We start from the raw sequence: 12,409 nt of genomic DNA on the forward strand, positions 1-12,409 counted from the left end.
GCTGCGCCCGGCCGCACTGGACATCGCGTGCGCCGGACGACATAAGTCGCCCGAGCCCGAGCGCCTCCGGACACGAGCGATGAACCAGACCCTGCTGCAGATCTTCACCTGGTGGAACGGCCAGACCATGGGCACCCGTTTCCACACCTGGCGCTTCGGCGAGAAGGTCGGCGAGGACCAGTTCGGCAACGTCTATTACCGCACCAAGGGCGGCGCCAAGGACAAGGCCCTCGGCCTCCAGCGCCGCTGGGTCGTCTATAACGGCCCGATCGAGGCTTCGACGATTCCGTCGGGCTGGAATGGCTGGCTGCACCACACCGTCGATGTCGCGCCTTCCGAGGAGAAGTATGCGGCGCGCGACTGGGAACAGCCGCATCAGCCCAACCATACCGGCACCGCCCTCGCCTATCGCCCGTCCGGCTCGACCCTGGCCGAGAACGAGCGCCCGCCGGCGACTGGCGACTACGAAGCCTGGACGCCCGGGCGCTGAAGCGTCCGGACTGAAGGCTCCGTGAGCCGTCGTTCCGAGCAGCCGTTCCGCTAGGACTGGCGTCTCCCGTTCGATCGGCTTCCCAGCGCCCGGCCAGCCGCGCCGCTGACCGGGCCTTACCGCCCCCGCCTATCTCGCCGGCAACCGCGCCATGAACGCGCGGATATGCTCGGCGATCTCGCCGGCATGCGTCTCCAGCGCGAAGTGGCCGGCATCGAACAGGTGCACCTCGGCGCTCGGCACCTGCTGCTTCAGATAGTCGACGCCCTGAAGCGTGAAGAACGGGTCGTTCTTGCCCCAGACGATCAGCATCGGCGGCTGCCGCTCCGCGAGATAGCGCTGCCAGGCCGGATAGGCCGCGAAATTGCTCTGGTAGTCGTGCAGCAGCCGCAGCTGGATCTCGCGGTTGCCGGGCCGGTCCAGCCCGGCCTGGTCCATCGTCCAGGCATCGGGCGAGAGCCGTTCGGCCCGCTCAGCACCATGGCTGTACTGGAAGCGTGTCGTCTCCGGCCTCAGCAGATCGGCAAATGGCTTCTCGGTCTCGGCGTTGCGCTCGCGCCAGAACGGCCCCATCGACGCGGTGATCTCCGGCTTCCAGCCCTCGGCATTGGCGACGGCGTTCTGCACGATCAGCCCGCGCACGCGCTCGGGCCGGCGCAGCGCCAGCCGGAACCCGACCGGGCCGCCATAATCCTGCAGATAGAGCACATAGCTCTCCAGTCCGAGCCGGTCGACGAGCTCCTCGACCACATCGGCGAGGCGGTCGAAGCGGTAGTCGAAGGCGGCCGGCGACGGCGCGCCGCTATGGCCGAAGCCGGGATAGTCCGGCGCGATCACCCTGTACTGCCCGGAAAGGCGCGGGATCAGGTCGCGGAACATGTGCGAGGAGGATGGGAAGCCGTGCAGCAGGAGGAGCGCCGGCGCGTCCTCCGGCCCGGCCTCGCGATAGAAGACCTCGGTGCCGGCGATCCTGGCGGTACGGAAATGCGTCGGAACAGGCTCGGCAGCGGTCACGGACGTCATGGCGGGAACTCCTGCGACAAGGGGGTGGCAGCAAGGCGGCGGAGGGAGCGGGTCACTCACGGAGTGAGTAACCTCTGTTTCCATGATTCAACGGTGTCTCTTGATTTGAAACCTGTCAATAGATAAATTAGCGGTTACAATCGACACAGGCTTGCGGGATCCGAAATGGCGCTCACGACGGACGCTTCCAGCGAGTTCCGCGACGGTTTCCCCTTCGTCGGCGGTGCGACCTGGCTCGATCTGCTGAACACCACGCCGGCCGGCGAAGCCGGGCCCAAGGAACTGCTCGACGGATCGGAGCGCGCGCGCGCCTGGCTGAACGCAGCCGGGCTGGGCGATGCTGCCGGTGATGGAAACGAAGCCTTGACCGATCTGCGCGCCCTGCGCGCGGAGCTGCGGCCGGTCTTCGACGATCTCCAGCGGGGCGAAGCCCTGTCCGACACCGTCCTGGCGTCCGTGAACCAAAGGCTGGCCGGCATCAGCGGCCATTACGCCCTGCGCCCTGGGGAGAACGGACCGACGCTTGGACTGTCGCTGAATCACGCCGCCGCCGGACCGGCCGCGCTGATCGCGCTCGATCTCGCCCGCTTCGTCTGCGAGGCCGAGCCGGCGCGGCTGAAGCGCTGCGCCGCCAACGACTGCACGCTCGTCTTCTACGATCGCGGCCGCAACAACACCCGGCGCTGGTGCACGATGAGCCTGTGCGGCAACCGCGACAAGGTCGCCCGCTTCCGCGCCCGGCGTGCCGCCCGCTAGGACCGCTCTCCGTCGGCGCCTCGCTGGAATCGCGCGTCGCTCAACCCGCCCCGCCGGCGAAGTCGACCAGCAGCTTGAGGTTCAGCGCCGCGATCACGAGCGCGATCAGGACGGCGAAGGCGACAAGCCAGCGCGGCGCGACGAGTTCGCCCATCTTCGTCCTGTCCGCGGTGAACATCACCAGCGGGAAGACCGCGAAGGAGAGCTGCAGCGAGAGCACCACCTGCGTCAGGATCAGCAGTTGCGCCGTGCCGCTGTCGCCGTACCAGATCGTCACCGCCGCCGCCGGGATGATGGCGATGCCGCGGGTGATCAGCCGGCGCAGCCAGGGCGGCAGCCTGATCTTGAGGAAGCCCTCCATCACGATCTGCCCTGCGAGCGTCGCCGTCACCGTCGAGTTGATGCCGCAGCAGAGCAGCGCGATGCCGAACAGGGTCGGGGCGATCGCCAGCCCGAGCAGCGGGCCGAGCAGCTTGTGGGCGTCCCCTAGCTCGGCGACGCCGGTCTGGCCGGTCTTGTGGAAGGTCGCGGCCGCCAAGATCAGGATCGAGGCGTTGATGGTCAGCGCGAACATCAGCGCCACTGTCGAATCGATGGTCGCGTATTTCAGCGCCTGGCGCCTTTCCGGCAGGCTCTTGCCATAGGCGCGGGTCTGCACGATGCCGGAATGCAGGTAGAGATTATGCGGCATCACCGTCGCGCCGAGGATGCCGAGCGCGAGGTAGAGCATCTCCGGATTGCGGACGATCTCGGTCGTCGGCGCGAAACCGCGAACCACCTGTCCCCAATCGGGATCGGCGAGCGCGATCTGGATCGCAAAGCACAGCGCGATCACGCCGAGCAGCGTGATCGCCAGAGCCTCGACCCAGCGGAATCCGAGCTTCTGCAGATAGAGGATCAGGAAGACGTCGAGCGCCGTGATGATGACGCCGAGCTCGAGCGGAATGCCGAAGATCAGGTTGAGCCCGATCGCCGTGCCGATCACCTCGGCGATGTCGGTGGCGATGATCGCGACCTCGGCCAGGAGCCACAGGACGAAGGAAACCGGCTTCGGATAGGCGTCGCGGCAGGCCTGGGCGAGGTCGCGGCCGGAGGCGATGGCGAGGCGGGCGCACAGCGATTGCAGCACGATCGCCATGATGTTGGAGACGAGCGCGACGACGAGGAGCGTGTAGCCGAACTTCGAGCCGCCGGCGAGCGAGGTCGCCCAGTTGCCGGGATCCATGTAGCCGACAGCGACGAGATAGCCCGGCCCGACGAAGGCGGCGGCGCGCCGCCAGCCGGGGCCGGTCTGGCGCACCGCGATCGAGCGGTGGACGTCTGAGAGGGAGGCTTCGCCCCGCTCGCTGCGCCAGCCGGGCTGCGGCCTGTCGACCCGTGCGTCCATTGCCGTCCAATCTGCAACTGCGATCTATTCGCAGGATAAACAGTTGCGAATGGATCGCAAGAGCATTGCAGCCACGCACCGGCACCGACCCTCTCCATCCTCCGCCCTTTTTCCGCTGCGATTGCCGTGCTACGTCCGCGCCGACGCGGCCGCGCCGCGCTGGAAGAGAATCACAAGCCAGCATGCCCTCGCTCCGCAGAGTCCTCGCCTTTGCCGCCCTCTCCGGCGCCGCGCTCGCGCTGGCCGCGCCGGCCAAGGCCGATCGCATCCGCAATCCGGTCGCGGTCTTCGCCGGCCTCGACAAGATCACCGGCCGCATCATCTCTTTCGAGGTCGCGATCGACGAGACCGTGCAGTTCGGCGCGCTGCAGCTGACGCCGCGTGTCTGCTGGACGCGCCCTCCGACCGAAGCGCCGCAGACCACGAGCTTCACCGAGGTCGACGAGGTCACCTTCAACAACGAGTACCGGCGCATCTTCACCGGCTGGATGTATGCGGCGAGCCCCGGCCTGCACGGCGTCGAGCACGCGATTTACGACGTCTGGTTGACCGACTGCAAAGGCGGCACCGAACTGGTGGTCGATCCGAAGGAGCCGGAGCCGACCCCGCCGCCGACAGCCGGCCAGCGCCCCGAGCGCCCGGTGCGTCCGGCGCGCGAGACGCCCCCGCCGCCCGCCGGGCAGCGCATCGACGTCGCGCCGCCGCAGGGCGTGCCGGTGCAGCCGCGTGCCCCGACGCAGCGCTTCTTCCCGACCAATCCCGCCGGCGGCGGCCGCGACCCGACCGGCGGCAACTGAGCCATGGCGCGCGTCACCGGCATTGGCGGTCTTTTCTTCCGCGCCGGTGACCCGCAGATGCTCGCGGCCTGGTACGAACGCCATCTCGGCATCGACGATCTCGCCAAGGCGGTCTGGAGCCAGGATGCCGGGCCGACCATTTTCGGGCCCTTCGCCGCGACGACGGATTATTTCGGCCGGCCCGGGCAGCAATGGATGGTAAATTTCCGCGTCGACGATCTCGATGCGATGATGGCCTCGCTCAGGGCCGCCGGCATCGCCGTGGAAACCCGCCCGGAATGGGATTCAGAAGTCGGCCGCTTCTGCCGCATCCATGATCCCGAGGGCAATCCGATCGAGCTCTGGCAGCCCGCGCCGCAGGCTTTCCCCGCCCCTGAAGATCAGGCGTAGCCGACCCAGCCGCGGAAGCTGAAGCCGGTGTAGAACAGGCTGATCTCCGAGAACCCGGCAGCGCGCAGGATCGCCTCGTCCTCTTCGGGGCTGAGCAACTGGAGATGTGCGGCGACCGCCGCGCGGGCATTCTCCGCCTTGGCCGGCTCCGCACCCGAGGCCGCGGCGAAAGCGGCGTAGCGCGAGAGCCAGCGACCACGCTCGCCTTCGCCCTGCGGGAAGCTGGCATGGGCGGCGACGAAGGGCGCGCCGGGCTTCAGGCGGCGATGGATCTCGCTCGCCGTGCGCCGCCTGTCTTCGGGCGCCAGGAAATGCAGGGTCAGCAGGCAGGTCGCGGCATCGAACGGCCCTTCCGGTGCATCCTCGATATAGCCCTCGTGAAGATTTGCGCGCGTGCCGAGCGGTCCCAGGGTCTGCTCGGCCAGCTTCAGCATTTCGGCCGCCGGATCGACGCCGTCGAAGATCCAGCCCGGCTGGGCCTGCGCCAAGGCCTTGAGCTCGAGCCCGCCCCCTGCCCCCAGGACCAGCACCCGGGCGTCTTCCGGAGCCCGTTCCGCCAGCAGAATGCCGGTCATCTTATGCAGATCGTGGAAGCCGGGCACGAAGCGCGGCGGGCCTTCCGCATAGCGGGCGACCGCCGCAGGGTCCGAGAATGGCGCCATCAATGCGTTCATGAGATCGGCCTCGTCTTCAGCAATGGGAAGCTTCCAGATCGTGACGGCCGCCGCGGGCGACGAGCCGCTCATGGAAGTCGGCGCTCAGCGCAGCCAGCGTCACCTCGCCGAGGCAGGCGAGCAGCAGGGCCTCGGCATCGGCGAAGGCTTGGTCGAGCGCCGCGTTCACCGCCTGCTCGACAAGGCAGCCAGGCGCCTCCGTCCGGTTGCCGATGGCCAGCAGCGAGGGGCTGCCGAGCGCATCGTAGATGTCGCGCAGGGTCACCTTCGAAAGGTCGCAGGCGATGGACCAGCCGCCGCCATGCCCCTTTTCGGAGCGGACATAGCCCTGGTCGCGCAGGCCTGCCATCACCCGCCGGATCACCACGGGATTGGTCGCCATCGCCCTGGCGAGGACCTCTGAGGTCACCGGGCCGTCCAGCTCCGCCATATGCAGCAGGACATGCAGCACCCCGGACAATCGGCTATCGCGTTTCATGAAACTTCATATGTTGCGTGACATGGTCAAGGTCAAGCCCCGCGTCTTCCCGCGAGCCGCACCTCCCGTGACAGCAGAATCGTCAGCGCGCGCCGGGCACGCTCTCCAGCTCCGCCAGCGCCTCGCTGCCGCTGACGCACTTCTCCCGCGGCCAGCTCCACCATTGCGCCTCGGAGGCGATCGCCGGCTCGAGCAGGGCGCGATAGATCTGCCGCGGCAGCTCGCGCGTGCCGAACTGGGAAAGATGAGCAGTCTGGAACTGGGCATCGAGCAGCCGGTAGCCGCCCCGCCGCAGACGCGCCACGAGATGCACCAACGCCACCTTCGAAGCGTCGGTCTCGCGATGGAACATGCTCTCGCCGAAAAAGGCCCCGCCCAGCGAAAGCCCGTAGAGCCCGCCGACCAGCTGCCCCTCGCGCCAGCACTCGACGGTGTGGACGAAACCGAGCGCGAAGAGCTCGCCATACAGCGCCCGGATGCGCCGATTGATCCAGGTCTCCTCGCGGTCCGGGCGGCTCTCGGCGCAGGCGGCGATGACGGGCTCGAAGGCGTGGTCGACCCGGATCTCGAAACGGTCCGAGCGGACGGTCCGCCGCAGCCGGCTCGGCACATGGAAGGCGTCGAGCGGGATCACCCCGCGGATTTCGGGCTCGACCCAGAACAGGCCGGGATCGTCGGCGCTCTCGGCCATCGGAAAAACCCCGCCCGCATAGGCGCGCAACAGGATTTCCGGCGTGATCGTGGGCGCGCGCACGGGTGTGGAACGGGCCTTCATACAGTGATGGGAGCGCGGGCGCGCGAGCCTGTCAAACCAGGGCCGCGACCAACCCCCCTCTCCCCTTGCGGGAGAGGGCTGGGCTGAGGGGTCCCGCGGCCTTTGCACTATCGCCTTCGTGCCGAAGCAGAAGGCGTGGAACGCCCCCTCATCCCGCGCCCGTACGCCACCTTCTCCCCACAAGGAGAGAAGGAAAGGTTCAGCCCTCGCCGGGCTGCCCCATGCCGCCATTGGCCAGGAATTTCTCCAGCCAGTGGATATTGTAGTCGCCGTTCAGCATGTCCTGGTTGCGCACCAGCGTGCGGAACAGCGGCAGCGTCGTGTCGACGCCGTCGACGACGAACTCGTCGAGCGAGCGGCGCAGGCGCATCAGGCACTCGTCGCGGTTGCGGCCGTGCACGATCAGCTTGCCGACCAGCGAGTCGTAATGCGGCGGGATGACATAGCCCTGATAAGCCGCGGAATCGACGCGTACGCCGAGCCCGCCCGGCGTATGGAACGAGGCGATCTTCCCGGGCGAGGGCCGGAAGCTCGACGGGTGCTCGGCATTGACGCGGCACTCGATGGCATGGCCCTCGATGATCACGTCTTCCTGGCGGATCGAGAGCGGCGCGCCGGCGGCGATACGGATCTGCTCGTTGACCAGGTCGATCCCGGTGATCATCTCGGTGACCGGATGCTCGACCTGGATGCGGGTGTTCATCTCGATGAAGTAGAACTCGCCGTCCTCGTAGAGGAACTCGATCGTGCCGGCGCCGAGATAGCCCATCTCGGCCATCGCCTTGGCGCAGACATTGCCGATCCGGTCGCGCTCGCCGGCGTTGAGAGCCGGGGATGGCCCCTCCTCCCAGACCTTCTGGTGGCGGCGCTGCAGCGAGCAGTCGCGCTCGCCCAGATGGATGGCGCGGCCCTTGCCGTCACCGAGCACCTGGATCTCGATATGGCGCGGCTTCTCGAGATACTTCTCGATATAGACGGCATCGTCGCCGAAATTGGCCTTGGCCTCGCTGCGGGCGGTGGCGAGCAGGACGGATATCTCGTCCTCGCTGCGCACGACCTTCATGCCCTTGCCGCCGCCGCCGGACGCCGCCTTGATGATGACGGGCAGGCCGATCTCTCTGATGATGCGCAGCGCCTCCTCGTCATCGGCGACGCCGCCTTCCGAGCCCGGAACGCAGGGAATGCCGAGGCGCTTGGCGGTGCGCTTGGCCTCGATCTTGTCGCCCATGCTGCGGATATGCTCGGCCTTGGGGCCGATGAAGGTGATGTTGTGCCGCTCGAGGATCTCGGCGAAGCGGGCATTCTCGGAGAGAAAGCCATAGCCGGGATGGACCGCGTCGGCGCCGGTGATCTCGCAGGCGGCGATCAGCGCCGGGATATTGAGATAGCTCTCGCGCGCCGGCGGCGGGCCGATGCAGACGCTCTCATCGGCGAGGCGCACATGCATGGCGTTGGCGTCGGCGGTCGAATGCACCGCGACGGTGGCGATGCCGAGCTCCTTGGCGGCGCGCAGCACCCGGAGCGCGATCTCGCCGCGATTTGCGATCAGGATCTTGTCGAACATCTTCAGCCCGCTCCCGTCCGGCGCCGGCCTCACTCGATCACCAGCAGCGGCTCGCCGTATTCGACCGGCTGCCCGTCCTCGACGAGGATGGCGATGACCTTGCCGGCGCGCGGCGCCACGATGTCGTTGAAGGTCTTCATGGCCTCGACGAGCAGGACGCGCTCGCCGGCCTTAACTTCCTGGCCGATCTCGATGAAGGGCTTGGCCTCCGGCGAGGGCCGGCGATAGGCGGTGCCGACCATCGGCGAGTTCACCGTGCCGGGATGGGCAGCGGCGGCCTTGGCCTCGAGGGGCGCTGCGGCGACCGGCGCCGGCGCGGCGGCATATGCCGGAGCCGCGGCGACGGGGGCCATCACGGTCGCGGTGATGGTGCGCGCCACGCGGATGCGCAGATCGCCCTTCTGCACCTCGATCTCGGTCAGGTCCGTCTCGTTGATCAGCTGCGCCATTTCGCGCACGAGTTCCGGATCGATGGGGCTTTTGGTCGCCATGGCGGACTTCACCGTCTTTGTGAGCTCGATGGATGGGACGGCACGTCCCGAAGGAGAAGCGGATATGCGAATGAATGGCGCCGGATCAAGCCGGCGGCCGCGCCGCGTCGGCGGGTCTTAGCCGGAACGGCGGTTCAGGGAAAGGGAGAAGGCGAGCGCTTTCCCCCGTTTGCAGGCCGAAAGCCGCCGCCACGCCTCAAAAAAGGCGCGGCGGGGGTTCCGATCCTTCCCCGCTCGGCGGGCTCTGCCGCTCAGCCGCTGCAGGTCGCCTTGCCGCATTTGCGGACCGATTCGATCTTCTGCTTCAGGGCGGGAGCGCCGACCGCGCCGAACACCACCTCGTCGCCGATCACGAAGGCCGGCGTGCCGGTCAGGCCGAGCCGGTCGCCGAGCGCGACCGTGTGCTCAATCACGGCACGGGTCGCCGGCGCATCCATGTCCTTCTTCAGGCGCTCGATATCGGCGCCGGCCTCCTTGGCGATCTCCATCGCCTTGGCGCCGTTGATGCGGCCCTTGGTGCCCATCAGCTTGAGGTGGAAGTCCCAGTACTTCTGACCCTGGAGCTGCGCCTTGGCGGCGATGGCGACCCGGCTGGCCTCGACCGAATCCGGCCCGAGGATCGGGAAGTCCTTGATCACGACCTTCAGCTTCGGATCGGCCTTGACCAGGTTGTTGACGTCTTCCATCGCCCTTTTGCAGAAGCCGCAATTGTAATCCATGAACTCGACGATGGTGACGTCGCCTTGCGGATTGCCGGCGATGACCGAGCTCGCGGGATCGACGAGGCTCGCCTTCTCGGCCGAAAGGGCGTTGCGCTGCGCCTCGACCTGGGCGAGCTGGTTGCGGCGCTCCAGTTCGACCATCGCCTCCTGGATCAGCTCCGGATTCTTCAGCAGCGTCTCGCGGACGAGATCGACCACGGCCTGGCGCTGCTCGGGCGTCAGCGCCGGAGCCTGGGCCTTGGCCGGCATGGCACCGAGGCCGAGCGCGGCCGCAGCGAGGCCGGCCATGGCGAGGCGGCGAAGCGGGGAAAGCAGCATGGGTGAAGGTCCTTTCAGGGCTGCGGCGGCTGGCCGCTAGCGTTGCTTGTCGGGAGGAACATAGTCGACGATGTCGCGGGCGCGTAGCGCCGCCGGCGAACCCTTCGGCAATTTGCCGAGCGCCCGGCTGGCTTGCGTGTGCGCGACCGTCCAGTCGCCTTTGACGAAGGCATATTGCGCCGCCGAGAGTTCCGCCATCGCGATGTTGCCCTTGGCGGCGTAGGCGTTCGAGAGATGTTGGTGCGCATCGGCGGAATCGGGCTCGCGCGAGGCGGCGTTCGACAATTCGCGGATCGCCTCGTCGAGCAGGGCCGGCTGCCCGGTCGAGAGCAGCGCATGGCCGAGCATCTGCCGGATCAACCCGCCATTGGGCGCGAGCGCGACCGCCTGGCGCAGCACCGGCACCGCCTCGCGGGCGCGCCCCGCTTCGAGCAGCGCCTGCCCCTTGAGCTCGAGGAAATAGGCGTTTCGCGGCTCTTCGGCGCTGAGCTGGTCGATCGCAGCGAGCGCCTGCGCCATCCGGCCCGAGCGGTAATCGCTGATCGCGCGGGCGTAGCGCGCCGCCATCGAGCGATCGGCCATGCCGTAGCGCCGCGCGACGCCCGCCTCGCGCTCGACGAAGCCCATCAGCTTGGCGCGCATCAGATCGTGCCGCGCCTGCAGCTCCGGCGGATCGAGCTTGTTGAAATGCGGGCTCGCCTTGGCCAGCGTCTCGAGCTGGGCCCGCTCGGTCGGCATCGGATGGCTGAGCGTATAGGGATCGATGCTGCGCGACAGGAAGGCGCTGTTCTCGGCGAAGCGCCCGAAGACGGTGAGCATGCCCTTGGCCGACATGCCGGCAGCACCGAGATAGCGCACTGCGGCCCGGTCCGCCGCCTGCTCCTCCGAGCGCTGATAGGCGAGCAAAGAGCGGCGTACGAGTTCCTGCGGCCCGGTCAGGGCGCCCATCGCGCCGATGCCGGCATTGCCCATCGAGCCACCGCCGCTGCGGGCGCCGGCGACCACGGCCCCTGCGCCTGCCAGCAGGCCCGCGATGGAGAGGATCTGCGCGCCCTGGATTTCCTGGCGCAACCGGGCGAGATGCCCGCCGGCGAGGTGGCCGCTCTCATGCGCCAGCACGCCGATCACCTCGTTCGGCGTCGCGGCATCCATCAGCACGCCGATATTGACGAAGATCGACTTGCCGTCGGCGACGAAGGCGTTGAAGGCGCGGTCGTTGATCAGGATGATTCGGGTGCCGCGGGCATTGATTCCGGCTGCCTTGAAGATCGGCGCCGCGTAGTCGCGCAGCAATTGCTCGATCTCGGCATCGCGGATCAGCGAGATCGAGCGCTTTTGCGCCTCGGCCGCCGCCGGGATGACGGCCGTAAGCGCGCCGCTCAGCGCAGCGACGATGCCGCGACGCGCGGAAGCCGGCAGGCTCCGGGCGGGCGATCGTGGCGGGCTGAGGGTTCGTGCGGCTGTCATGACCTTCGGTTCTTGTCGTCCGACGCGAGGCGCGCCGTCAATTCACGGCTTTGCCAGCCCTTTGCAGCACGATCGTGATCCAGGCATGGCAGCCCGGCAATCGCGGCGGCGAAAACCGGCCTTCCCGGCGAAAATCCTTGTCGCGCGCACAAAGGACCAACCACCATCCAGCTCGAAACCGCGAGGCCCACCATGTCGAAGCCCATCCTGTTCGCCACAGCTCTCGGCCTCGCCCTGCCGCTGCTTTCGGGCCCGACGCCGGCCGCCGCCCAAAGCTGCGAGGCGCTCTGGTACCAGCGCAACGAGATCTACAAGGCGCAGGGCTACTGCTTCCGAACGCAGCGCGGCATCCGCGCCTTCGGCAATGCCGGCTGCCAGTACGACAATGTCGAGGATGTCCCGCTCTCGGCGAACCAGCGCCGGCAGGTTGCCGATATCCAGCGCGAGGAACGCGCCTATGGCTGCCCGCTCTAGGTGCGCCCCGGGGCCAACCGAAAACGCCCGCTTTCGACGGCGCGCAGGATAGCAGCCGCGACGCCGTCGGCATCGAGGCCAGCCACCGGAAGCGCATGGTGCCCGAGCTCTCCGAGATCGGCGAGCTGGCGGTAAAGGGCCGCGATCACCTGCGGATCCGTCAGCGTATCGCCGCCCCGCGCCCGGCAGCGCCGGATCGCCTCGTCGAGTGGCGGGTGGAGCACGACATAATGCACCGCGGCGCCGTCCCGGCCGAACGGCGCCAGGAACCATGGACCGATGATGCCGTCGACGACGACGAAATAGCCGCCGCGCGCATAGGAGAAGGCGGCGGCCGCCAGCGCCTCCATCACGACCGCGTTCTGGGCGTGCGCCTCCGGCAGGAAGGGTGCGACGGAGCCATGGCCAATCGCATGCCAGAAATCATCGGCATGGAGGTGCACCTTGGCCGAGCCCCGGCAAGCTGGCGAGGGCACGTGCCGCCGTCGTCTTGCCGGAACCGGGTGAGCCGGTGAGGATGAGGATCTGGCCGGCGCAAACCAACATGCCGCCCTTTTAGGGCGGATCGGCGCGGCCAGCCAGATCACGCGGCGCCTGCCGGTC

At 68.3% G+C, this 12,409-nt stretch carries 14 protein-coding genes and 1 pseudogene; 5 read left to right on the forward strand and 10 right to left on the reverse strand.

Features of this window, described 5'->3' with window-relative positions; translation table 11 throughout:
* Window positions 1-79 precede the first annotated feature (79 nt).
* Window positions 80-490, forward strand: coding sequence for an NADH:ubiquinone oxidoreductase subunit NDUFA12 (locus AC1REK_RS12615; RefSeq protein WP_066469679.1), 411 nt, complete (start codon window positions 80-82; stop codon window positions 488-490).
* A gap of 129 nt (window positions 491-619) precedes the next feature.
* Here AC1REK_RS12615 and AC1REK_RS12620 read toward each other — a convergent pair whose 3' ends face one another.
* Window positions 620-1,513, reverse strand: coding sequence for an alpha/beta fold hydrolase (locus AC1REK_RS12620; RefSeq protein WP_492267774.1), 894 nt, complete (start codon window positions 1,511-1,513; stop codon window positions 620-622).
* A 165-nt stretch (window positions 1,514-1,678) separates the two neighbouring features.
* On the opposite strand from AC1REK_RS12620, the gene AC1REK_RS12625 reads away from it, so the two are divergent.
* Window positions 1,679-2,269, forward strand: a complete 591-nt coding sequence (locus AC1REK_RS12625; protein ID WP_492267773.1) for a CGNR zinc finger domain-containing protein — start codon at window positions 1,679-1,681, stop codon at window positions 2,267-2,269.
* Between the two features lie 40 nt (window positions 2,270-2,309).
* Here the strand turns inward: AC1REK_RS12625 and AC1REK_RS12630 are convergent, their stop codons facing one another.
* Complete coding sequence (locus tag AC1REK_RS12630) at window positions 2,310-3,656, reverse strand: Nramp family divalent metal transporter (protein WP_492267772.1); 1,347 nt, start codon at window positions 3,654-3,656, stop codon at window positions 2,310-2,312.
* A gap of 182 nt (window positions 3,657-3,838) precedes the next feature.
* Between AC1REK_RS12630 and AC1REK_RS12635 the strand changes: the two genes are divergently transcribed.
* Window positions 3,839-4,453, forward strand: a complete 615-nt coding sequence (locus AC1REK_RS12635) for a DUF2155 domain-containing protein (protein WP_316020126.1) — start codon at window positions 3,839-3,841, stop codon at window positions 4,451-4,453.
* 3 nt (window positions 4,454-4,456) lie between these two features.
* The gene (locus AC1REK_RS12640) at window positions 4,457-4,843 is read left to right on the forward strand and encodes a VOC family protein (protein WP_492267771.1); all 387 of its coding nucleotides are present in this window, start codon (window positions 4,457-4,459) and stop codon (window positions 4,841-4,843) included.
* Here the strand turns inward: AC1REK_RS12640 and AC1REK_RS12645 are convergent.
* The 7 genes from AC1REK_RS12645 to AC1REK_RS12675 form a co-directional block, all read right to left on the reverse strand.
* A complete protein-coding gene (locus tag AC1REK_RS12645) occupies window positions 4,834-5,517 on the reverse strand; it encodes a class I SAM-dependent methyltransferase (RefSeq protein ID WP_492267770.1) in 684 nt (227 codons plus the stop codon). The genes AC1REK_RS12640 and AC1REK_RS12645 overlap by 10 nt on opposite strands.
* A gap of 16 nt (window positions 5,518-5,533) precedes the next feature.
* The gene (locus AC1REK_RS12650) at window positions 5,534-5,995 is read right to left on the reverse strand and encodes an RrF2 family transcriptional regulator (RefSeq protein ID WP_492267769.1); all 462 of its coding nucleotides are present in this window, start codon (window positions 5,993-5,995) and stop codon (window positions 5,534-5,536) included.
* A gap of 82 nt (window positions 5,996-6,077) precedes the next feature.
* Entirely contained in the window at window positions 6,078-6,770 is a 693-nt protein-coding gene (gene aat / locus AC1REK_RS12655; RefSeq protein ID WP_492267768.1) for a leucyl/phenylalanyl-tRNA--protein transferase, read from the reverse strand.
* 199 nt (window positions 6,771-6,969) lie between these two features.
* The gene (accC, locus tag AC1REK_RS12660; RefSeq protein ID WP_316020121.1) at window positions 6,970-8,334 is read right to left on the reverse strand and encodes an acetyl-CoA carboxylase biotin carboxylase subunit; all 1,365 of its coding nucleotides are present in this window, start codon (window positions 8,332-8,334) and stop codon (window positions 6,970-6,972) included.
* Between the two features lie 29 nt (window positions 8,335-8,363).
* The gene (gene accB, locus AC1REK_RS12665; protein WP_066469695.1) at window positions 8,364-8,825 is read right to left on the reverse strand and encodes an acetyl-CoA carboxylase biotin carboxyl carrier protein; all 462 of its coding nucleotides are present in this window, start codon (window positions 8,823-8,825) and stop codon (window positions 8,364-8,366) included.
* 251 nt (window positions 8,826-9,076) lie between these two features.
* Window positions 9,077-9,865, reverse strand: a complete 789-nt coding sequence (locus tag AC1REK_RS12670) for a DsbA family protein (protein ID WP_316020120.1) — start codon at window positions 9,863-9,865, stop codon at window positions 9,077-9,079.
* A 36-nt stretch (window positions 9,866-9,901) separates the two neighbouring features.
* Window positions 9,902-11,332: a M48 family metalloprotease gene (locus tag AC1REK_RS12675; RefSeq protein ID WP_492267767.1), complete on the reverse strand. Its 1,431-nt coding sequence runs from the start codon at window positions 11,330-11,332 to the stop codon at window positions 9,902-9,904.
* 192 nt (window positions 11,333-11,524) lie between these two features.
* On the opposite strand from AC1REK_RS12675, the gene AC1REK_RS12680 reads away from it, so the two are divergent.
* Window positions 11,525-11,806, forward strand: coding sequence for a YARHG domain-containing protein (locus AC1REK_RS12680; RefSeq protein ID WP_492267766.1), 282 nt, complete (start codon window positions 11,525-11,527; stop codon window positions 11,804-11,806).
* Here the strand turns inward: AC1REK_RS12680 and AC1REK_RS12685 are convergent.
* Window positions 11,803-12,352, reverse strand: a pseudogene (locus AC1REK_RS12685) (AAA family ATPase). The gene AC1REK_RS12680 and the pseudogene AC1REK_RS12685 sit on opposite strands and share 4 nt — an antisense overlap.
* Window positions 12,353-12,409: the final 57 nt, after the last annotated feature.

The sequence above is a fragment of the Allobosea sp. GW823-FHT02B03 genome (genome assembly GCF_058797755.1).